At 34.4% G+C, this 20,042-nt stretch carries 25 protein-coding genes and 1 tRNA gene; 5 read left to right on the forward strand and 21 right to left on the reverse strand.

Going from position 1 to position 20,042, the window contains the following annotated elements:
* Positions 1-47: 47 nt before the first annotated feature.
* The 3 genes from F1003_RS11510 to F1003_RS11520 form a co-directional block, all read right to left on the reverse strand.
* Positions 48-752 carry a hypothetical protein gene (locus F1003_RS11510; protein ID WP_155089574.1) on the reverse strand — a complete coding sequence of 235 codons (705 nt, stop codon included), beginning with the start codon at positions 750-752 and terminating at the stop codon, positions 48-50.
* Between the two features lie 9 nt (positions 753-761).
* Entirely contained in the window at positions 762-2,156 is a 1,395-nt protein-coding gene (locus F1003_RS11515; protein ID WP_155089575.1) for a tyrosine-type recombinase/integrase, read from the reverse strand.
* 55 nt (positions 2,157-2,211) lie between these two features.
* Positions 2,212-2,285 (reverse strand) — tRNA-Met (locus tag F1003_RS11520).
* 129 nt (positions 2,286-2,414) lie between these two features.
* Between F1003_RS11520 and F1003_RS11525 the strand changes: the two genes are divergently transcribed.
* Positions 2,415-2,807: an START-like domain-containing protein gene (locus tag F1003_RS11525; RefSeq protein WP_155089576.1), complete on the forward strand. Its 393-nt coding sequence runs from the start codon at positions 2,415-2,417 to the stop codon at positions 2,805-2,807.
* 67 nt (positions 2,808-2,874) lie between these two features.
* Positions 2,875-3,729 carry an aminotransferase class IV gene (locus tag F1003_RS11530; protein WP_155089577.1) on the forward strand — a complete coding sequence of 285 codons (855 nt, stop codon included), beginning with the start codon at positions 2,875-2,877 and terminating at the stop codon, positions 3,727-3,729.
* Here F1003_RS11530 and F1003_RS11535 read toward each other — a convergent pair.
* The 5 genes from F1003_RS11535 to F1003_RS11555 all read right to left on the reverse strand — a co-directional run bounded on the left by F1003_RS11535 (position 3,726) and on the right by F1003_RS11555 (position 8,270).
* Positions 3,726-4,280 (reverse strand): YqgE/AlgH family protein, encoded by a 555-nt coding sequence (locus F1003_RS11535; RefSeq protein WP_155089578.1) that lies wholly within the window; start codon positions 4,278-4,280, stop codon positions 3,726-3,728. The two genes, F1003_RS11530 and F1003_RS11535, sit on opposite strands and share 4 nt — an antisense overlap.
* Before the next feature lie 127 nt (positions 4,281-4,407).
* Complete coding sequence (locus F1003_RS11540) at positions 4,408-4,680, reverse strand: HU family DNA-binding protein (RefSeq protein ID WP_155089579.1); 273 nt, start codon at positions 4,678-4,680, stop codon at positions 4,408-4,410.
* Between the two features lie 196 nt (positions 4,681-4,876).
* Complete coding sequence (gene fmt, locus F1003_RS11545) at positions 4,877-5,836, reverse strand: methionyl-tRNA formyltransferase (protein ID WP_155089580.1); 960 nt, start codon at positions 5,834-5,836, stop codon at positions 4,877-4,879.
* On the reverse strand, positions 5,833-7,728 hold the full coding sequence (locus F1003_RS11550) for a RecQ family ATP-dependent DNA helicase (RefSeq protein WP_155089581.1): 1,896 nt from the start codon (positions 7,726-7,728) through the stop codon (positions 5,833-5,835). Before F1003_RS11550 ends, fmt begins: the two co-directional genes overlap by 4 nt.
* Positions 7,728-8,270, reverse strand: a complete 543-nt coding sequence (locus tag F1003_RS11555) for an AAA family ATPase (RefSeq protein WP_155089582.1) — start codon at positions 8,268-8,270, stop codon at positions 7,728-7,730. Before F1003_RS11555 ends, F1003_RS11550 begins: the two co-directional genes overlap by 1 nt.
* Before the next feature lie 90 nt (positions 8,271-8,360).
* Here F1003_RS11555 and F1003_RS11560 point away from each other — a divergent pair, with 90 nt between their 5' ends.
* The 3 genes from F1003_RS11560 to murA all read left to right on the forward strand — a co-directional run bounded on the left by F1003_RS11560 (position 8,361) and on the right by murA (position 10,710).
* Entirely contained in the window at positions 8,361-8,654 is a 294-nt protein-coding gene (locus tag F1003_RS11560; RefSeq protein WP_155089583.1) for a DUF493 family protein, read from the forward strand.
* Between the two features lie 89 nt (positions 8,655-8,743).
* Positions 8,744-9,388, forward strand: a complete 645-nt coding sequence (locus F1003_RS11565) for a DUF4290 domain-containing protein (protein WP_155089584.1) — start codon at positions 8,744-8,746, stop codon at positions 9,386-9,388.
* A gap of 5 nt (positions 9,389-9,393) precedes the next feature.
* Positions 9,394-10,710 carry a UDP-N-acetylglucosamine 1-carboxyvinyltransferase gene (gene murA, locus F1003_RS11570; protein WP_155089585.1) on the forward strand — a complete coding sequence of 439 codons (1,317 nt, stop codon included), beginning with the start codon at positions 9,394-9,396 and terminating at the stop codon, positions 10,708-10,710.
* A gap of 95 nt (positions 10,711-10,805) precedes the next feature.
* Here the strand turns inward: murA and F1003_RS11575 are convergent, their stop codons facing one another.
* The 13 genes from F1003_RS11575 to F1003_RS11635 all read right to left on the reverse strand — a co-directional run bounded on the left by F1003_RS11575 (position 10,806) and on the right by F1003_RS11635 (position 20,042).
* Complete coding sequence (locus F1003_RS11575; protein ID WP_155089586.1) at positions 10,806-11,168, reverse strand: nuclear transport factor 2 family protein; 363 nt, start codon at positions 11,166-11,168, stop codon at positions 10,806-10,808.
* 401 nt (positions 11,169-11,569) lie between these two features.
* Positions 11,570-12,874 carry a cryptochrome/photolyase family protein gene (locus tag F1003_RS11580; RefSeq protein WP_155089587.1) on the reverse strand — a complete coding sequence of 435 codons (1,305 nt, stop codon included), beginning with the start codon at positions 12,872-12,874 and terminating at the stop codon, positions 11,570-11,572.
* A gap of 67 nt (positions 12,875-12,941) precedes the next feature.
* Positions 12,942-13,403 carry an SRPBCC family protein gene (locus F1003_RS11585; RefSeq protein ID WP_155089588.1) on the reverse strand — a complete coding sequence of 154 codons (462 nt, stop codon included), beginning with the start codon at positions 13,401-13,403 and terminating at the stop codon, positions 12,942-12,944.
* A gap of 32 nt (positions 13,404-13,435) precedes the next feature.
* Positions 13,436-13,900, reverse strand: a complete 465-nt coding sequence (locus F1003_RS11590) for a TspO/MBR family protein (RefSeq protein ID WP_155089589.1) — start codon at positions 13,898-13,900, stop codon at positions 13,436-13,438.
* Positions 13,901-13,904: 4 nt separating this feature from the next.
* The gene (locus F1003_RS11595) at positions 13,905-14,072 is read right to left on the reverse strand and encodes a Lacal_2735 family protein (protein ID WP_155089590.1); all 168 of its coding nucleotides are present in this window, start codon (positions 14,070-14,072) and stop codon (positions 13,905-13,907) included.
* Between the two features lie 5 nt (positions 14,073-14,077).
* Entirely contained in the window at positions 14,078-14,617 is a 540-nt protein-coding gene (locus F1003_RS11600) for a glutathione peroxidase (protein ID WP_155089591.1), read from the reverse strand.
* A gap of 4 nt (positions 14,618-14,621) precedes the next feature.
* Positions 14,622-15,308, reverse strand: a complete 687-nt coding sequence (locus tag F1003_RS11605) for an SDR family NAD(P)-dependent oxidoreductase (protein ID WP_155089592.1) — start codon at positions 15,306-15,308, stop codon at positions 14,622-14,624.
* 5 nt (positions 15,309-15,313) lie between these two features.
* A complete protein-coding gene (locus F1003_RS11610; RefSeq protein ID WP_155089593.1) occupies positions 15,314-15,541 on the reverse strand; it encodes a hypothetical protein in 228 nt (75 codons plus the stop codon).
* Between the two features lie 3 nt (positions 15,542-15,544).
* Positions 15,545-16,234 carry a GTP cyclohydrolase I FolE gene (gene folE / locus F1003_RS11615; protein ID WP_155089594.1) on the reverse strand — a complete coding sequence of 230 codons (690 nt, stop codon included), beginning with the start codon at positions 16,232-16,234 and terminating at the stop codon, positions 15,545-15,547.
* A 56-nt stretch (positions 16,235-16,290) separates the two neighbouring features.
* On the reverse strand, positions 16,291-16,563 hold the full coding sequence (locus F1003_RS11620; protein WP_155089595.1) for a TIGR03643 family protein: 273 nt from the start codon (positions 16,561-16,563) through the stop codon (positions 16,291-16,293).
* Positions 16,560-16,991, reverse strand: a complete 432-nt coding sequence (locus F1003_RS11625) for a hypothetical protein (RefSeq protein WP_155089596.1) — start codon at positions 16,989-16,991, stop codon at positions 16,560-16,562. The genes F1003_RS11620 and F1003_RS11625 overlap by 4 nt, the downstream gene beginning before the upstream one ends.
* Before the next feature lie 89 nt (positions 16,992-17,080).
* On the reverse strand, positions 17,081-18,571 hold the full coding sequence (locus F1003_RS11630) for a cryptochrome/deoxyribodipyrimidine photo-lyase family protein (RefSeq protein ID WP_155089597.1): 1,491 nt from the start codon (positions 18,569-18,571) through the stop codon (positions 17,081-17,083).
* A 1-nt stretch (position 18,572) separates the two neighbouring features.
* Complete coding sequence (locus tag F1003_RS11635; RefSeq protein WP_155089598.1) at positions 18,573-20,042, reverse strand: cryptochrome/photolyase family protein; 1,470 nt, start codon at positions 20,040-20,042, stop codon at positions 18,573-18,575.

Raw genomic sequence — 20,042 nt, forward strand, 5'->3', positions numbered from 1 at the left:
ATTGAATGGCGTAATATATGATTAATAACAATTATTCATTGAAAAATTTACCCTTGGTTCAACAACTTTGCATCCACGTTAAAAACATGAATTAATAGGTCTGCATCAATAACTTTTACATCAGGTGTTGCGGTTTTGGCCTTCTTTTTCGGTGCTGCTTTGGGTTTTAGTTTTTTAAGTGGTGCTTTAGGAAAAGATTTAGGAATTTTAATTTTGGATTCCTCTTGTTTTATTTCTTCAATCGATGGAATAGGTCTGTTAAATGACTTACAAAAGTTTGCTTTTTTAAGCCAATGTCCAAATCGAGAATTTAACTCTTCATAGTGATCTAATGTGTTATGGTATTGTAAATTTAAATAGTTTTGAATAGTGGATTCATAGTTGCTAGCTTTGTTTTTTGCTTCATTCTTTGTTATTTCTGTAACATTTAACCAAGTGTTTAAATGCTCAGTATATTGATTAAGAAAAAATAAAAAAGCCTCCTTGTTTAGAGAACTACTCATTTTAAGGATTTCAAAAAAGTTTTCAGAGAGGATTTTGTCCCTACCCAATAAAATCATCGCTTCATATGCATGTTGTAAAGGCTTGATCTTACCGTCTTCGAATCTTATGATTAATGTATTTGTAAAGCCTATAGAATCCAAATCTTTCAAATCTTGTCCCAAGGCTTTTTCAAAAATGTCTCTTGGATAAAAGAACAGAGCAGGTTGCTTTATTTTTGTAAGCATATTTTCTAATGATTGATCTCCCATAATTTGCTTTTATAATAAATCTGAATAATCTGGTGGTAATTCTGCATCAATATCACGTAAATATTTTTCAAGGGCTGTCATAGTGCTATGTCCAGTAATAAGCATCAATCTACTTTTCGCTTCAAAAGGCGAAGAGTCTTTAGACATTGCTCTATATAAACGTGTAATAAAGGTGTGTCTAAAACTATAAAGGGTATAATTCTGTGTGAAACCTAATTCTTTCTTTACAGAAGCAAAACGCTTACTAAAATTAGTTCTACGGTTAATTTCTGTGGCATCCCATTGTCCTCCAATTTTATTTGGTGTAAATAACAGGTCGTCTGGTTGGCATTTTGAAAGATCTGGTAATTCATCAAACAGAAGATCTGGAATTAATTTGGTCTTTAGTACTTTATTCTTGGCTTCAAACTTTAGTGTCTTCTCGTCTAAATTTATATCTTTTACTTTCAGTCTGCAAACTTCCTGAGGTCTAAGGAAATTGTAAGAAATGAATTTTATGTAGAGTAGGAGTATAGGATCTTCTTTTTCTAAGTATTTAAAAATACGTTTTTGCTCTTTGTCCGTATACGTTTTGTGACGTTGTGGTTTAGACTTCAGCGATTTAATACGCTTAATTAAATTACTTTCAATCAGGTCGTTATCCTCCAATACTTGGAAAAGGCTGCTAAAAACGGTTCGATAATTATTTCGGTTTCTTGCTGAAGATTGCAATTGTACTTCATTAAGAAACTCCATGATGTGCTTTTTTTCTATATGCTCGATGTGAGTTATCTCTTTGTGTTCTTTTTTGAGCCATTTATGAAGTTTATAGATACGAGATTTGTAATCTTCGAGTGTTTTTGGTTTGGTGACGTTAGTTTTTAATTCTAAAGCCTTGTCAAAAGCCTCTAAAACCTTTGGTGACTTAGGTTTTGGTGGTTTTTCATGTTTTGTTTTCAAGGATATTTTGTCATCAGAAACAGCCTCATTTTTAGGCGTTTCTGTAGAAACGTGTTCTTTTTCGTGTTCCTGTGGCTGTTCTGTAGCAGTAGGTTTTGTTTCAGGCTTTACTGTTGTAGTTGGAGCTGGCTTCTGTGTATGTTTTAGATAGAGTTCAGTATTATCTTCAAACGGATTATAGCCTTGTTTTAAAAACCGTAATAATCTTTTCTTATATAAGCTAAGCACACTATAGCGTTCAGCTTTGGTTTTAAATCTATTGGCTCCGCCATAAATATTCTTCATGCGCTTCATCTTTCCCGTCTCCGGGTCGCGATACGAAAAGTAGACATACCAACGCTTCTTTAAGTCACCATTTGCATCGAAGATTTTTGGTGCTGAAAATTTTCTTTTGTGTTCCAAATCGTGTTCTAAATCGTGTTCGTTTAAGAAGTCTAAGGTAATCAAATCATAAATAATACACATAAAAAAACGGTTTAGCGTGAACTAAACCGTTGATAATGTGCAATTTAAGATTTTGTAGCGAGATCGAGATTTGAACTCGAGACCTCCGGGTTATGAATCCGACGCTCTAACCAACTGAGCTACCTCGCCATAATTGCGGCTGCAAATATAAAAACAAATTCTACGACAACAAACATAACAATCTAAAAAAATTATTTTAGTTTAAAGTTTTGAATTGTACCATAATTGTATATATTGAGCACACAATAAAATGCGTATATGGAGGACAAAGAAAAATATGAAATGGAGTTTGTTATACAGGCATCTCCTTCACTTATATATCAATATATATCTACACCTTCAGGCTTGTCTGAGTGGTTTGCCGATAACGTTAATTCTCGAGGAGAATTATTTACGTTTATTTGGGACGGTTCAGAAGAACAAGCAAAATTACTAACCAAGAAAAGTGGTGAACGTGTAAAATTTCGCTGGCTCAGTGATGATGAAGATGGTGCAAGCTGCTATTTTGAAATCCGTATACAGGTAGATGAAATTACTAAGGATGTATCTCTTATGATTACAGACTTTGCGGAAGAAGACGAGATAGAAGAAGGAAAAATGCTTTGGGATAACCAAATCTCTAGTCTTAAACAAGTTTTAGGCTCAAGGTAACAAGTAACTAACTCAACTATTATATCTTTGTCTCGATTTAATTTTAAACTAAATCGGGACTTTTTTTATGATAAATTTTAACGGAAATCTTGTCGCTGAATCAAACTCTAAATTGACTTCAGAAAACAGAGGATATAAATACGGTGACGCTCTTTTTGAAACTTTAAAAGTTGTAAATGGTAAAATCTTCTTTTGGGAAGATCATTACTTTAGACTCATGGCCTCAATGCGTATTATGCGGATGGATATTCCCATGAATTTTACCATGGAATTTCTCGAAGCAGAAATTTTAAAAACTCTTGAAGCTAACACATTGATTGATGCTTCAGCTAGAATAAGATTAAATGTTGATAGAGGAGAGGGTGGCAAGTATTTACCTGATGAAAACTCGAAAGTTAATTTTAATATAGTAGTTGAACCTCATAACAATCCGTTCTATACAATTGATGCAGATAAACCTTATGTAGTTGATTTGTACAAGGATTTTTTTATGGCTCCTGGCTTATTATCGGGTTTAAAATCTAACAACAAATCTTTACAGGTCATTGGGAGCGTCTATGCTAAGGAGAATGATTTCGACAACTGTTTGGTTCTCAATACCAATAAAAATGTGATTGAGGCACTAAATGGCAATTTGTTCTTGGTAAAAGGAGACAAAATTAAAACACCACCATTGGAGGATGGTTGTCTTAAAGGTGTAATGCGTAAGCAAGTTCTTGAAATTTTGTCCAAGGATGTTAATCTCTATGTTGAAGAAACATCTATTAGCCCGTTTGAACTACAGAAAGCTGATGAATTGTTTATTACAAATGTTATAAAGGGTATTGTGCCAATATCAAAATATCGTAAGAAGAATTATGGTAGTGATTTTGCACAGAAAGTAGTGGGAAAACTTAATGCCAAATTGAGGCTGATGTCTTAATTATAACTCGGATTTTCTGGTGCATTGGACCAAATGCTATAATCTCCACCAAGTTCTAGCATCTTTTCGCGCCAAAACGAATTACATGACTTGGCAATAATATCATTGTTGTATATATTTTCAGAAACCAACCAGGCATTAGACTCTAATTCGCTGTCTAATTGTTGTTCTGCCCAACCAGAATAACCCAAGAAAAACCGAATATCATCTTGTGAAATCTTTTGGTTGTTGATCAAATCTAGGACAATATTAAAATCTCCTCCCCAAAAAATACCATTAGAAATCTCTACACTATTTGGTATCAATTCTGGGGATTTGTGAATGAAATAAAGATTATCCTGCTCTACAGGTCCACCATTGTAAACCGTAAATTCTGATTCGGTACCATCAATAAGATCTTTAAGATTATAATCTAATGGTTTGTTTAGTATAAACCCAACAGAGCCTAGCGCATTATGATCTGCTAAAAGTATCACTGCGCGATTAAAAGACATATCTCCAATAATGGATGGTTCTGCAATTAACAAATTGCCTTTTTCGGGTTTTGTCATCTTAGCTGGCTATTTTCGCTTACTAAATCTATGGTATTTTTGCCATTTAAACAACTTAAACTCCTAAAATTAGAACAAAAAAAAGCCTACTCATTGAGCAGGCTCTGTATTTTTAAGAAAAAATGTCTTAGTTTACTGCGCTACTTAAGTCAGAACCTGCCTTAAATTTCACTACATTTTTAGCTTTAATCTTGATAGTCTTACCAGTCTGTGGGTTTCTTCCGTCTCTTGCCGCTCTTCTAGAAACTGACCAAGAACCAAATCCTACTAAAGAAACTCTGTTTCCTTTTTGTAAAGCTCCTTCGATGTCAATTAACATAGAGTCTAATGCTTTTTTTGCAGCTGCTTTTGTAATTCCAGCATTCTCTGCCATACCATTGATTAAATCTGTTTTGTTCATAAAATTTTAAATTTAAATTGTTAAAAATTCGGTTTTTAATTATGATTCTTAAAAATCCGTACACAAATTTATTAGGAATATTAAGCTACGCAAGTAATAGCAAGGGAAATAAGCGATTTTGTTAATAAGTTATAGCATTTGTTAATAAAGGAATGCATTTTGTCGGATTTTTTACGATACCAACAGCGATAAGGGTTCACAGCAGTTTTGCACTTTTTGAAAATTCAAAACCATTTAAAAGTGATTTTACATCCATTTTTCGCTTTCCAGGAAGCTGAATTTCGTTCACTTTAATATAACCTCCTCTACATGCTACTTTTAACTCATCCTTCAAAACAAAAATAGATCCTGGTTTATGGCTGTGTTTGTCTAATTCTTTTTCAATACCATATATTTTAATGGTAAGGTATTCCTCATCGCCATTGTCTAAATAGCACCAAGCTGCCGGAAAAGGATTTAAGCCACGTATCTTATTATATATGGAGTCTAAATCTTGTTCCCAATCAATTTTGCAATTATCACGATTGAGTTTATAAGCCGTTTTTAAATCTTCTGACTGTGGCTGAATGCTTGTGGAAACCTCGTCTTTTTCTATTATCTCTACCGTTTTTATGACTAAATCACTTCCAATAGCCATTAATTCATCATGAAGTTCGCCTACAGTTGTATCATCATTAATTTTGGTTTCTTCACTTAGAATTATGGCACCAGTATCAATTTTTTCATCGATAAAAAATGTGGTGACACCAGTTTTTGATTCACCGTTGATAATAGCCCAATGAATAGGTGCTGCACCTCTATACTGAGGCAGTAACGATGCATGAAGGTTAAAGGTACCATATTCTGGCATTTGCCAAACCACTTTTGGTAGCATTCTAAAAGCAACAATAATCTGTAAGTTGGCCTTAAGCGCTCTTAATTCTTCAATAAAAGATTCAGCTTTTAAATTTTTAGGTTGTAGAATATTAAGATTGCGCTCTAAAGCAAACGCTTTGACTGCAGATGCTCTTAATTTTTGCCCACGACCTGCTTTACGATCTGGCGCAGTAATGACTCCAACCACATTGTAATTGTGGTCTAAAAGCCCTTTTAGGGAAGCAACAGCAAAATCTGGCGTTCCCATAAATACAATCCGTAAATCTCGTTTTTGTGTCATTTTAAGGTGTAGGTATTAGCTTGGGTTATTTTAATTTTTTTAATTTCCATTAATTCTGAAAGAGTTTGCAACAATTCTTTTTCGGTACAATTAATGGATTTTAATAATTGTCGCGAAGATAAATCTTCTGCTTGTAACGCTTTTAGAATAAGGTTTGAAATATTAATTTTTGAATCTTTTTCTATATGTGAAACTTTTGCTGTACAGACAGAGCACTGAGCACAAGTTTCTATGGTTTTTTCGCCGAAGTAGGCGAGCAATTGCCGATTTTTACAGACAGAATCATTCTTTATATAATTAAGGACAGCTTCAACTTGTTTGTGTTTCAATTGATGTTGTTGCTCAATGGTTTTAGCAATGGGATTTATGGTGATATCGTCCTCACGAGGTTTCAGTAATGTGATTTCAGAATCGGTATTTGCCATTTGAAGGCTAATAACCTCGTCTTTCTCTAAACGTTTTAATTGTTCTATAATTCCTTTTTCCGATAGGTTGGCTTTCTGAACAACCAGATTCAGGTTAACCTTTGTTTCATAATCAAAAATGCCTCCATAGGTTCGTAACAGGACTTTAACCACAGTATTTAGATCTAAATGTGTTTCAAGATATTGAAACAGTGCAGCATTTGTAGTTAAAAACTGAATTTTGGTTCTAAAATTAAAATGCTGTGTTAAAGCTATTATTGAATTTCTGTCTAACACCAATAGTGCGTTATAAGTTATGCTAGCATTCAATTGGTATGTAGAACAAAATGTTTTAAAATCGAACTGATGCGTACTATTTTCTCCTTCGCCATAAGCAATCTGAAAATAGTTGCAAAGCTTTATGTAAACCTTCTTTACAAAGTCAACAGAAGGTAATGTGCTCAAAAACTGATTGCGCAAATGATCTTCGTCAATGTGCTGTTTTAAAATAATAGCATGTGCCAACTCCCCATCGCGACCAGCACGACCAGCTTCTTGATAATAACTTTCTAAACTTTCTGGTAAATTGAAATGAATTACTGTTTTTACATTAGCCTTATCAATTCCCATTCCAAAAGCGGTTGTAGCAACCATAATTTGCTTTTGTCCATTCAGCCATTGTTGCAGACGCTCCTGTTTTTCCTTGTTGGTTATACCTCCATGGTAAAACGTTGAAGAAAACCCTTTGGCTTCTAAATAAGTGTTAATCTCGGTTGTGGCACGTCGATTTCGCACATATATAATGGAAGCTCCATTGTATGTGTTTAAAATGTATTCTAACTGAAATAATTTGTCATCCGTGTGGATAACCTGATAAGCAATATTGGGTCTCGCAAATGATGCCTTAAAAACCTTTGGATTGATAAAATCCAAATTATCAACAATATCATTAATGACATTGTGTTTTGCAGTAGCCGTTAACGCAATGCAGTTGACTTGAGGGTGTAGTTGCCTCAAGGTTGAAATATTCTTGTAAGCCGGTCTAAAATCATTTCCCCATTGACTGATGCAATGCGCTTCGTCAACAGCAATGAGATTAACCTTCATTTGCTGAATACGTTCTTGTACTATGGGCTGTTGTAATCTCTCTGGCGAGAGGTATAGAAATTTATAATTTCCATAGATACAATTATCCAATTGCGTATCCAATTCATTATATGGCATGCCAGAAGTTAACGCAATAGCTTTAATGCCTTTATGTTTCAGTGTGTTAACCTGATCTTTCATTAAAGCAATTAAAGGAGATACTACAATGCAAATGCCATCTTTAATCAATGCAGGTACCTGAAAACATATCGATTTTCCACCTCCAGTTGGCAGTAAGGCAAAAGTGTCTTCATTCTCTAAAACCGAATCGATAATGTCTTCTTGTAGTGGTCTAAAAGAGGTGTAATTCCAGTAGCGTTCTAAAACTTCTATCGGATGCATTACTGAATGTTTAGTTCCTTAAGTATAAAATCAGACCTATCTTCTATTGAACCAAAAGGCACATCGATAAGTTGATAGCCAAAACGCATATATGTCTTTAATAAATGCTCGTGAATTTCAATGGCTTGTTCAAAATTTTCATAGCGTTCGCTATCACTTGTAAAGATTTCTTGCCAAGGTGCCAAAACAAAAACAAAATCATATGTATTGGTATTGCAAACATCGATGAAATACTGTGGGTATTTGTCACCTATATAATCCATATATGCCAAAACGTCTGGTAAACCTCTGTCTAAAAACACCACAGATTCTGTTGCTTTACCAGCATCCTTAAACTGCTGCAGTCTGCCTTCCAATAATTTTTCACTAAAAAGCAAAGGTTCGGTGAGAAACAATTGTTCAATGCCATCTTTTCTAGCTTGTAAAGTGACTTGTCTGGAGATTTCATCAAAACAGAGAAAACCACGTTCTTTTAAGTGATTGATAATTGAGGTTTTTCCTGTTCCAGGGCCACCAGCTATGACAACTTTTATAGGATTCAAATTGGCAATGTTTTTGCTATATAATAAGTGAATAAAAATAAAGATAAAAATGTAAAGTTAAGTGTATCTTTGCAACTGAAAAATTTTGATATGAATAGTTCTAAAAAAAGTGAGGAATTTTACGAAAAATTAAAATCACAATTGTACGATACAGCCATGTGGCCAACGGAGTATCTGTATAAGTTTATTGTGGTTTCTAAGGGTACGGGAATAAAGGATATTGAAGATTTATTCAATGATTTGGGAGCTGTCATTAATACCAACGAATCCAAGAAGGGAAAATATACAAGCGTCTCTATTAACGTTAGAATGAAAAACCCTGAAGCCGTAATTGAAAAGTATAAAGAGGTTGCCGAAAACGTTGATGGTGTAATTTCTCTATAAAATTTATATATGCTGCTTAAAATTTTGTACTTTGCAGCAAAACCTAGAGACTTCAGGTTTTAAAATTATTTACTACACATTTTACAATTTTGATTGACGATTTAGAATACAACACAGAACGCGAGCATTTAATAATTCCTGAGTATGGACGCCATCTACAAAAGATGATAAACTATGCCAAGTCTCGCGAAACCAAGGAAGAACGAAACAAGTTAGCAAAAGCTATTATTTCTGTAATGGGAAATCTACAGCCGCATTTACGAGATGTGCCAGATTTTCAGCATAAGTTATGGGATCAGCTATTTATAATGTCTGATTTTGATTTAGACGCTGATTCTCCGTTTCCGAAACCTTCAAAAGAAGAGTTAACCGCTCGGCCAGAACCGTTAAAATATCCTCAGAATCATCCAAAATATCGTTTCTACGGAAATAATATTAAAACGATGATTGATGTGGCATGTACTTGGGACGATGGTGAAATGAAAGAGGCATTGGTTTATACCATTGCTAATCACATGAAAAAGTGTTACCTCAATTGGAATAAGGATACCGTTGAAGATGAAGTTATCTTTGGTCACCTATTTGAGCTTTCCGATGGTAAGATAAACTTAAAAAATAAGGATGAGGATTTAACGGATTCTTCAGACTTAATGAGATCCAAATCCAAGTATAGTAAGAAAAGCGGTCCAAAAAAATCTAAAAAGAAATATTCCAACAATAGAAAACGTTACTAAAACGTATGGGAACATTTAAAATTGAAGGAGGCCACCAACTCAAAGGTAAAATTCAGCCTCAAGGAGCAAAAAACGAAGCTTTACAGATTTTATGCGCAGTTTTATTAACTGACCAAGAAATTAAAATAGATAATATACCAGATATTATTGATGTAAATAAACTCATTGCTTTATTAAAAAAGCTGGGTGTTAAAATCAATAAATTAGGTAAGGGTTCTTACACTTTTAAAGCAGATCAGGTAAATCTAAAATATTTAGAGTCTGCAGAATTTAAAGAAGATGGTAAGGGTTTAAGAGGTTCAATCATGATTGTAGGACCTTTGTTAGGCCGCTTTGGTAAAGGCTATATTCCTAAACCAGGTGGTGACAAAATTGGTCGCCGTCGTTTAGATACGCATTTTGAAGGGTTTATAAACCTTGGAGCTAAATTTAGATATAATAAGGAAGATTATTTTTATGGTGTAGAAGCAGAAAAGTTAAAAGGAACTTATATGCTTCTTGATGAAGCTTCTGTTACTGGTACAGCAAACATTGTAATGGCTGCAGTGTTGGCAGAAGGTAAGACCACCATTTATAACGCCGCCTGCGAACCTTATCTCCAACAGCTTTGTAAGATGCTTAACCGTATGGGAGCAAATATCTCTGGTATTGGTTCTAATATGTTAATTATTGAAGGTGTTGATAAACTTGGCGGAACTGAACATAGAATGTTACCAGATATGATTGAAATTGGTAGCTGGATTGGATTGGCCGCGATGACAAAGAGTGAATTGACCATTACCAACGTAAGTTGGGATGATTTGGGAGTTATACCAAGTGTTTTTAGAAAAATAGGTATAACGGTAGAGCGGCAAGGAGATGATATCCACATACCTGCTCATAAAGATGGGTATGAAGTTCAAAATTATATAGATGGCTCAATATTAACCATTGCAGATGCACCTTGGCCGGGTTTTACGCCAGATTTATTGAGTATTGTCTTGGTTGTGCTTACTCAAGCCAGAGGAAGTGCTTTAGTTCATCAAAAAATGTTTGAAAGTCGATTGTTCTTTGTAGATAAATTAATTGATATGGGAGCTAAGATTATTCTTTGCGACCCTCATAGAGCTACGGTTATCGGTCATGATTTTAAATCACAACTCAAATCAACCACAATGACCTCTCCAGATATTAGAGCAGGTGTATCGTTGTTGATTGCTGCTCTGTCTGCAAAAGGAACATCCACAATCCACAATATAGAACAGATAGATCGTGGTTATGAAAATATAGACGAACGCTTAAGGGCTATTGGAGCTAAAATTGAGCGTTTGGAAGGGAATTAGCATTTAAGTGCGAAGTAATAAATATAAAATAAAAAGTGTAAAGAGAGTTGATTGGGACTCCCTTTACACTTTTTACTTTTCACTAAAAGACTGTGTTATTCCATCGAATAGAAAAATTGCTCATTCACAATTTTATCATCATTCACTTCCCATACACCAACTTCCTCCATTTGTTGTCTTCCTCTGTCTTTAAAGGTGACGTCAAAAGTCATTTTAGAGGTAAAATGGTTTCCTGCCACAACAGGTTCTCCAATCTCTCCACCATGAAATTCTTCAACATTATCTAACCATTCTTTATTTTTATTCCAGACATTTTGTCTTCCTTCGGTAACTTCTCCAGGCATACCTGGCATTTCTCGGCTTGTTACGTTTTCTGCGTAAAGTTCGTTGACGCATTCTAGGTTTTTACCTTCTGCGCACATTTGGTGCCATTTTTTGGCGACATCCCAAGTACTCATATTGCTTATGATTTTTAATTAGTACTTTAAATGTACTTAAAAGTTTACCGACTTGTCTTAAAATAATGTTAGGATTATATTAACCCATTGTGCATTTTGAGTGGGTTTCGTTAAAAACAATTGAAATTTCAAGCTTTTTGCCTCTTGTCCTAAAGGATAAACTTGAAATTTCATCGATATTCCCTTCAGGGATCGGACAAAAATCGATGAAATGTTCATAATGCACAACGGGTTACATTTCTAAAAAAGTAAAAGCCCTGAGACTAATCAGGGCTTTTTAAAATTGTTTATTGAAATGGTTATTTCGGTTAAGACTTGATAAGTCTTAAAATTAGTAACGTTGGATTTTTTTAATTATTATATTAAATAGTTAAAAAAATAAAAATAATTTATTTAAGATGTTAATTTAGTGCTGATTTATAAGTTGTTAAACAGTGTTCCCTAGCTTCCTTATGGTCAACCATTTTCTCGGGATAATCCTCGGTGCCATATTCTTCTACCCATTTTTGGATGTATTTTTGGTCCTTATCGAATTTATCGATTTGAGTGGTGGGATTAAAAATTCTGAAATACGGTGCAGCATCCACACCAGAACCTGCTACCCATTGCCAATTACCGACATTGCTAGCCATTTCATAGTCATGGAGTTTCTCTGCAAAGTAGGCTTCTCCCCAACGCCAATCAATTAATAGGTGTTTGCACAAAAAACTACCTACCAGCATCCGCACTCTGTTGTGCATAAAACCAGTTTTGTTCAGTTGTCGCATACCTGCATCCACTAATGGATAGCCTGTTTTACCTTCGCACCATTTTTTAAATTCATCTTCATTATTTCGCCACTCTATTCGATCGTATTTAGATTTAAAAGCATTGTCCTTGGTTTCAGGAAAATGCCATAGAATTTGCATAAAGAATTCGCGCCAAATTAATTCCTGCCAAAAGATTTCGTTACTTTCATTAATCGCTTTTTTAATCATCTTACGGATACTAACAGTACCAAATCGTAAATGTGGACCTAAGCGAGAGGTGGCCTCTTTGGCTGGGTAATTTCGTTTTGCTTCGTATTCTTGGATTAATGTTGGTGTCACTTCGTAATCTTCGATTTCCTGTGATGATGTATTAAAACCAATATCCAATAAACTGAGGTTGGGTAATCTGGTGTGTTGAATTAAGTTATCTAAATAATCGTTAGTGTAGTAAATTTTTAAATTATGATCCTTAAATTTTTCTTTCCAGGTTTTCATGTAAGGTGTATACACAACATAAGGGTCTCCATCATTCTTTACGACTTCATCTTTTTCAAAAATTACTTGGTCTTTAAAGGTCTTAAAGTCTATCCCATTGTCATCTAAGAGTTTTTCGATGGCCTCATCGCGTTCTCTAGCATAGGGTTCATAATCGTGGTTTGTATAAACAGTTTCAATATCATAATCCTTAATTAATTCTTTGTAAACATCAATAGGTTTTCCGTGAAACATGGCGATACTACTATTATGCTCATCCTGCAATGTTTTGCGCATCTTCTGAAGCGTTTTAAAAATAAAGGTCACTCTGGCATCATCCTCGGGTAAATCATCTAAAATTTCAGAATCGAAAATGAATATTGGTGTAACAGGATACTCTCCCTTTAATGCTTCGTAAAAACCTACGTTATCGTCTAGCCTAAGATCTCTTCTGAACCAGAATATATTTGTTTTATTAGTCATTGTTTTTAATTATTCAGATAATGAATTAGTTATTAGATATTTGTCTTTGTTACATAATAATTCATTTTCAGTACTTTCCAAAGAGTGCTTCTAGCTTCTCAGTTCTGTAATTAAAGATTTCTTCCAATTTAGGCTTTACTAAAAAGGGGTGCACCATCTGGCCCAGTATTCCTAAAGGCACCTTGTAATCGATAATATCTTCCATTTCTACACCTCCTTCAATTTCCTTGATAAAATGTTTATGATGCCATAGCGCATAAGGACCAAAGCGTTGCTCATCTACAAAATATTTTTTATCCATTACATGTGTAATTTCAGTCACCCATTTGGTTTTTATTCCCATAACAGGCGTTACAATATACTGAATGATTTGTCCGGGAAACATAGGTCTATCAGCACCTGAAAGAATATTAAATCCCATATAATCTGGGGTAATGACTTTTAAATTTTTAGGGTCTGAAAGGAAATCCCAAGCCTCATTAACAGTTATGGGTAGGTTTTGCTTTTTGTGTAAGGTGTAAATTTTCATTTGGTGTATTTTGTTTTTGACTAGGTTTGGGCTTAGTTATTGAATAGTATATACCCATTTAAAGTGGTTGCTATAAATAGCCATATTATATAGGGTAACAATAGATATTTAACCCACTTAAGTCTATCGTGTCTAAATGTTATAAAAAAGTAGAAAATAGTAAGAAACAATAGTATTAAAACGATCAATCCTATAGTGATCATTTTTTGATTAAAGAAAAACCAATTCCAGCTAACATTTAAAAGCCAAGAGAATACATAAACTAACCAAAGCGAGACTTTTGATCTTTCAATAAAGAGTTCTGCTAGATAATAAGAAAAACACAGCATTATTATAGTCCATGCAAAACCAAATAACCAGCCTGGTGGTGTCCACGGAGCTTTATTAAGGTTAGTATACCATTCGCCAGATACAGCATCACCCATAAAACAATTACCAATGGCAAGCCCACCAAAATTAATGGCTAGAAAGAGGATGAGGTAGTATGCTTTTTTCAAAGTATTATGCTTTTATTTTCTCGATATGTGCGAGGACTTCTTGAGCTTCGGCATACTTCTTATCGCTTTTGGCTCTATTTATAGTCGATAGTTTGTGCCAGTCTGACATTAACTTTTCATACTGCCTTTGTAGCTTGTCTAATTCTGAAGTTTTTTTAAAAAGGCCAAACATATTATCTATTTTAAATGTTTTGTTATACGCGAATTTGTGGGTTTTGTGATGGAGTAGAAGTAGTCTATTAATTCGCCTTCTTCATCAACTAAATATTTCTGGAAATTCCATTTCACTACAGAACTTTTCTTACCATTAATAGCTTTTTTAGTCAACCATTCGTAAAGAGGATGTTGGTTATGGCCTTTTACGTTAATTTTTTGAGTAACAAGAAATGATACACCATAATTAACTTCACAAAACTGTTGAATGTCGTTAGAATCACCAGGCTCTTGTTTTCCGAATTGATTGCATGGAATACCAATAACGACAAGTTGTTCCCTATAAGTATCATGGAGTTGTTGTAGTTCTTTATATTGTGGTGTGAAGCCACATTTTGATGCCACATTAACAAACAAGATTTTTTTACCTTTAAAATCGGCTAAATCAATTGGTTGTCCTTGTAAACTGTCTAATTTGATATCATAAATAGGTTTTGACGCCTTTCTAGTTACAATATTATCTGAAGTTGTTAATGTGCCGACAAATGCTTTTAGTGGATTCATAAATCTATATTTTAAAACTAACTATACCGCAATCCATTTCAAATACCTGTCCGGACAGTGATGCTGCTTTTTGAGAAAGTAGAAAACCAGCCATATCGGCAACTTCTTGAGGTTGTAAATATTTTTTTAGTGGATGTCGATCGTTCATATTTTCAATCATCCTTTCATTTCTCAAAAGTTTAGATGCCAATTCGGTATCAGTTACCGTTGGAGCTATAGCATTGACTCTTACCGTAGGTGCTAACTCTGCTCCTAATGACTTGGTCAAACCTTCAACAGCAGATTTGGAAGCTGCAACACTAGCATGAAATGGCATACCTAGCTTGGTGGCTACTGTACTGAATAAAACTATAGAAGGGTTATTGCCATTTTTAAGTGATGGCAAATACTTTTGTATTGCTTTAACAGCACCTAATACATTAATTTCAAAATCGTTTTTAAAATCATCAATACTCAAACGATTTATCGGTTTAAGGTTAATGCTACCTGGGCAATATACTAATCCATCAGCACTGTCAATTTCTGGTAGTTCGTCATTTATGACATCACAACTGTAATGCTTTAGGTTTTCAGATTCATTTTCCGGTGGTGTTCTACTGATATTCACCACTTCATCATAGGAAGAAAGCAAAGATGTGATAATTGCATTACCAATACCTTTGCTTCCTCCAATTACTATTAATCTGCTCATATTGCTTATGCTGCTGTTAATGGACGTCCTTTTAAACGTTTTTCAATCTTTTGTTTTATAACTGTTAAACGCTTCATGAGTTCCATTAATTTTGCGTCTTTCTTCTGCTTGTAAACTTCGTTTACACCAAGAATAATCTCTTTAGCTTCTCTTGCGGCCAAGATTCTGTCACTAGTTGTCTTGAAGGAAAACTTCCTGTTTTCAAATTCAGTTGCTTTTTCTAATATATCCATTTGCTAATTGTTTATATAATTCTGTAATTCAACAATTTTTTCGGGTGTGTTGAAAATTCCACCATAATAAGTTGTAACTGTTGCTGATGTATCATCTTTAACACCTCTAGATGAAACACATAAATGTTTAGCATCAATGATTACGGCAACATCATCGGTTTCTAGTACAGTTTTAAGTTCGTTTGCTATTTGCTGGGTTAAACGTTCTTGAACCTGTGGGCGCTTTGCGTAATACTGTACGATGCGATTCAGTTTTGAAAGCCCTATGACTTTCCCTGATGATTTGTAGGCAATATGTGCTTTGCCTATTATAGGAACGAAATGATGTTCGCAATTTGAGTAGAACGTAATGTTCTTCTCCACTAACATTTGATTATACTGATATTTATTATCGAATAACGCTACTTTAGGTTTATTATTTGGGTCGAGGCCAGAGAATATTTCTTCGACGTACATCTTGGCAACACGGTCTGGCGTGCCTTGTAGTGAATCGTCTTTTAAATCTAAGCCCAATACATCCATTATTTCAGAAAATAGTATTGAAATTCGCTGTTTTTTTTCGTCATTGGACATCTCAAAAGCATTAGGCTTCATTGGTGTCTCTAGACTTGTAAATAAATGGTCATCTCCAATATCTTCAATCGAAAATCCATTTAATTTCTGACCATTTTTAGTGGAAGTTGTAGTATTCATAAAAATCTTTTTAATGTGCTGTCTTTAAGTACTCCAAGCTTAAATCAAAGCACGTGTTAACGTTTACTTATAGAGTTATTTGTTATTGTTCTTTGACGCGTACATTTAAATCTGCCTTTGTCAAATGTTCTTTTTTTAATGTGTTTGGTTGCTCGTCCTTGGACTCGTGCTCTCCACATTCTGAAACTACTAGGTTTCATTTCTCTCCGCATTAAATCGATAATTTCTTGTTCTTTTAAACCAAACTGAAATGTTATTGCTTCAAATGGTGTTCTATCCTCCCATGCCATTTCTATAATACGATCAATGTCTCTAATACTCAAATTCATAAACTTTCGGGCATTGCATATTGCATGTCGTATTTAACTTTCTGATCGAGTAACTTATTAAAGAATTTCTTGTTCTCTTTAAACGTTTTACTGTTTCTAAAACGGATAAACCTACCTTGTGCGTGCAGACTTGATCCATTAACCTTATATATTACTAATTGATAGTAAGGAATTATCCAAGTAAAATTTCTTAGCCCTTGATTGATCATCACCAAAATACCCTTAGGCCGTAATTCTATATTAGCATAATTTATATCTGACACTTTGTTCATCATGCTCTGCATATTAGGACTTACTTCTTCTATTATCATCCTTTTAGAGCCTATACCTTTAAGTTTCAATATCTGTACCAAACTAAAAGGACTGCCAATAAGGTCAGTTATAATTTGCCTGTGCTCACTATTATGATGTGTTGTGTTTAAAATCATTACACCGTAAATATACAAAATGTTTAACCTTTTATATAAAAAGTTAAACAAAAATTAACACAGAATTATGAATGTTGAAAATTTGGAGTCTATTCGTTTCGTAACATGCGCTTTCTATCACTAATGGTATGTCGCTTAAGTATTCTAAAACTTTCACGCATAACATCAGGATCTTTTTTCATATTCCAAAGAATATCGCTGGCATACTTGCGGTTCTCCTTTATATCTACAATTGGAAATGGATAATCCTCACCAAGCTTAAAATTATAGAATGCTTGTTCCATTTCAGTCATAAGGTAAGGTTCGTGAATAAGTGGTAGGTCTAAATTTTTCAATTCGGGCACCCACTTTTTGATAAAGACCGCATCAGGATCGTGTTTGAGACTGTTGGTAGTTGGATTGTAAATTCTAAGATTATTTATTCCTGTTTCGCCTGCTTGCATCTGTAATTGCGGAAAATGAATGCCAGGTTCAAAATCAAGAAATTGTTGTGATAAATGTGTGGTAGCATCTTGCCAAGGCTGCCAGAGAATATGCGTAAAGAACGATGCTAACATTGCACGCATTCTAAAATTAATATATCCAGTTTCAATAAGACATCGCATACTGGCATCTACTAACGGAAAACCAGTTTTACCTTCTCTCCAAGCTTTTTGATATGTTTTTGAGATACTCTTTTTCAGCTTATGGTAGCCTTTATTAATACTTGCGTTTTCCATGGTGTGTTCCATTTCAAACTTTTGAATAAAATGAGCTTGCCATCGTAAACGCGATATAAATGCCGCAATATGAGATTTATCCTTTGCATTGGTTTTTAAAGCTTTTGCTTTTTGATAAACTTGGCGTATCGACAAGTTTCCCCAAGCTATATAGGGTGAAATCCTACTGCAACTACTTCGTGATGCCTCGGGCTTAGATATATTGAACATGTAATCTTCATGTCTGCTTTCAAAGAAAGAGCTGGCATATTTCCAACCCATGGTGCTACCTCCTTTTTGAAAATTAGTGACTGATGGTGTCTCTAAATCGGTAACCGTAAATACCTTTTCTAAGGTTTCAATAGCGGTATTATTTATCAATTGGTTATCGTTGGGCTTAAAGATTTCCAAGTCCTTGTTCATATAGCTTTCCCAATTTTCAAACCAATTATCTCGATTTAGCAATCCACGCTCTACACCGTTGTTTTTGCTCTCGTGCCAATCGATAAAATTATTCCGACAATATCTCGTAAATTCTTTGTCTCTGTTGTAGGTGACCAACAATCCTGTTTCTACATGCGAATAGATGGCGTCAACTTTATAAAATTCCTGAATGAGATTAAACGCACTTTGAATATCGCAGGTCACAGCTAAAACCTTAGTGTTGTATTCTTTAAGGCTTTCATTGATATCTCGAATGGATTCCTTTATAAAATTGAAATGGCGTTCGCTATAATGTTTATCATTTAATATGATATATTCAAAAGCATAAAGAATCAAGGTTCGTTTTCCTGCTTTTAAGGCATTTGCAATAGCTTCATTGTCTTGAAGTCTTAAATCACGCTTTAACCAAACGACATTGATATGTTCTTTTTCTGCCATACTAAAGTTGCTCTAAAAACTGTTCTGCATTGTTGAAATGGTTTTCTAAAGTTTCTTTGTTCATTCTATCTAAATTGCCCAAAAGCATACCTAATCTAGGATTGCCTGAGAAGAAATCGCGATGCTTATCCATAAACGTCCAGAATAGACCATCCCAAGTGTCTTGCCAATCGCCTTTAGAGTAGTTGCTCATTTTCATGATATAATTACTACTACTGATGTAGGGTTTTGTGGACATTAGACCGCCATCAGCATAAAGGCTCATACCATAGACGTTTGGTACCATTACCCAATCATAAGCATCGATGAATAATTCCATAAACCATTGGTACACTTCGTCTGGATCAAATTCACATAACACCATAAAATTGCCAAGGATCATTAGGCGTTCAATATGGTGTGCATAACCTGTTTTGAGGACTTTTTTAATAACGTCGTCAATGGGTTTTATACCTGTTGTGCCATCATAGAATGAAGCTGGTATTTTTCGATCAAAATTCCAAAAATTCTTAGTGCGTTCTTCTGTTCCTTTTACTTCATAGACACCTCTAATAAATTCGCGCCAGCCCAATATTTGACGCACAAAACCTTCTATTGAATTAATGGGAACATCATTTGATTTTCCAAAGCCAATCGCTTTTTCAATCACTTCTGAAGGGTCAAGCAATCCAACATTAATGAGTGGTGAGAGGATGCTATGGTTTAAAAAGTGTTCTTCCTTCACGATAGCATCTTCATAAGGGCCAAACTCGTGAAAGCGTTGCTCAAAGAATTGCTGTAGCCAATCCTCAGATGATTTAAAATCTATAGGATAAATGGTTAAATCAGTAAGTTCACCATAGTGATTGCCGAAATTATCAGTCACATAGTTTTCAGCTTCCTTGTGATAATCACTTTTATCCGGAAATTGAATATGTGGTGGTGTTTTATCTTTAGGATACTTCTTTCTATTGTCACCATCATAGGTCCAGTTGCCACCTTCTGGCTCATTAGAAACCATTAAGATGTCACGATTTTTACGCTGTTGTTTGTAAAACGATGTTTGAAAGAATTTCTTTTTATTAGGTTTAAAGAACGAAGTGAGTTCTTCTTTTGTGTTTATAAAAAGTGGGTTCTCATACCATTTTATGTCAATAGCATTAAAAACTTCATTAATGTGTTTTTGCAACCAATTGTCGGTTGGGTCAATGATATGAAGCTTTTCGACACCTTCATCAATCAGTTTAGGGATGAGTTGTCTTACATCACTTAAGTCTGATGTAGCATCAATATAATTAACCGTTTTATCTTTACTCTTAAGATATTCTGCATAAGCCTTCATGGAAGCTCTATGAAATGCAATTTTTTGTTTGTGAAACTTGTAATGCGTAAAGAATAGAAATTCTTCAATGATATAGACATCAGCTTTTACCTCGAGAATTGGTGAATTCTTGAATAATTGATGTGGGAATATGAGTACGGCTTCTTTCAT

The sequence above is a fragment of the Winogradskyella ouciana genome (assembly GCF_009709615.1).
GTDB lineage: Bacteria > Bacteroidota > Bacteroidia > Flavobacteriales > Flavobacteriaceae > Winogradskyella > Winogradskyella ouciana.

What these genes read in the sequence shown, in the direction of transcription:
- F1003_RS11510 (WP_155089574.1), bottom strand. Translation starts at nt 752, where the DNA reads ATGGGAGATCAATCATTAGAAAATATGCTTACAAAAATAAAGCAACCT.
- F1003_RS11515 (WP_155089575.1), bottom strand. Translation starts at nt 2,156, where the DNA reads ATGTGTATTATTTATGATTTGATTACCTTAGACTTCTTAAACGAACAC.
- F1003_RS11525 (WP_155089576.1), top strand. Translation starts at nt 2,415, where the DNA reads ATGGAGGACAAAGAAAAATATGAAATGGAGTTTGTTATACAGGCATCT.
- F1003_RS11530 (WP_155089577.1), top strand. Translation starts at nt 2,875, where the DNA reads ATGATAAATTTTAACGGAAATCTTGTCGCTGAATCAAACTCTAAATTG.
- F1003_RS11535 (WP_155089578.1), bottom strand. Translation starts at nt 4,280, where the DNA reads ATGACAAAACCCGAAAAAGGCAATTTGTTAATTGCAGAACCATCCATT.
- F1003_RS11540 (WP_155089579.1), bottom strand. Translation starts at nt 4,680, where the DNA reads ATGAACAAAACAGATTTAATCAATGGTATGGCAGAGAATGCTGGAATT.
- fmt (WP_155089580.1), bottom strand. Translation starts at nt 5,836, where the DNA reads ATGACACAAAAACGAGATTTACGGATTGTATTTATGGGAACGCCAGAT.
- F1003_RS11550 (WP_155089581.1), bottom strand. Translation starts at nt 7,728, where the DNA reads ATGCATCCGATAGAAGTTTTAGAACGCTACTGGAATTACACCTCTTTT.
- F1003_RS11560 (WP_155089583.1), top strand. Translation starts at nt 8,361, where the DNA reads ATGAATAGTTCTAAAAAAAGTGAGGAATTTTACGAAAAATTAAAATCA.
- murA (WP_155089585.1), top strand. Translation starts at nt 9,394, where the DNA reads ATGGGAACATTTAAAATTGAAGGAGGCCACCAACTCAAAGGTAAAATT.
- F1003_RS11575 (WP_155089586.1), bottom strand. Translation starts at nt 11,168, where the DNA reads ATGAGTACTTGGGATGTCGCCAAAAAATGGCACCAAATGTGCGCAGAA.
- F1003_RS11580 (WP_155089587.1), bottom strand. Translation starts at nt 12,874, where the DNA reads ATGACTAATAAAACAAATATATTCTGGTTCAGAAGAGATCTTAGGCTA.
- F1003_RS11585 (WP_155089588.1), bottom strand. Translation starts at nt 13,403, where the DNA reads ATGAAAATTTACACCTTACACAAAAAGCAAAACCTACCCATAACTGTT.
- F1003_RS11595 (WP_155089590.1), bottom strand. Translation starts at nt 14,072, where the DNA reads ATGTTTGGCCTTTTTAAAAAAACTTCAGAATTAGACAAGCTACAAAGG.
- F1003_RS11600 (WP_155089591.1), bottom strand. Translation starts at nt 14,617, where the DNA reads ATGAATCCACTAAAAGCATTTGTCGGCACATTAACAACTTCAGATAAT.
- F1003_RS11605 (WP_155089592.1), bottom strand. Translation starts at nt 15,308, where the DNA reads ATGAGCAGATTAATAGTAATTGGAGGAAGCAAAGGTATTGGTAATGCA.
- F1003_RS11610 (WP_155089593.1), bottom strand. Translation starts at nt 15,541, where the DNA reads ATGGATATATTAGAAAAAGCAACTGAATTTGAAAACAGGAAGTTTTCC.
- folE (WP_155089594.1), bottom strand. Translation starts at nt 16,234, where the DNA reads ATGAATACTACAACTTCCACTAAAAATGGTCAGAAATTAAATGGATTT.
- F1003_RS11620 (WP_155089595.1), bottom strand. Translation starts at nt 16,563, where the DNA reads ATGAATTTGAGTATTAGAGACATTGATCGTATTATAGAAATGGCATGG.
- F1003_RS11625 (WP_155089596.1), bottom strand. Translation starts at nt 16,991, where the DNA reads ATGATTTTAAACACAACACATCATAATAGTGAGCACAGGCAAATTATA.
- F1003_RS11630 (WP_155089597.1), bottom strand. Translation starts at nt 18,571, where the DNA reads ATGGCAGAAAAAGAACATATCAATGTCGTTTGGTTAAAGCGTGATTTA.
- F1003_RS11635 (WP_155089598.1), bottom strand. Translation starts at nt 20,042, where the DNA reads ATGAAAGAAGCCGTACTCATATTCCCACATCAATTATTCAAGAATTCA.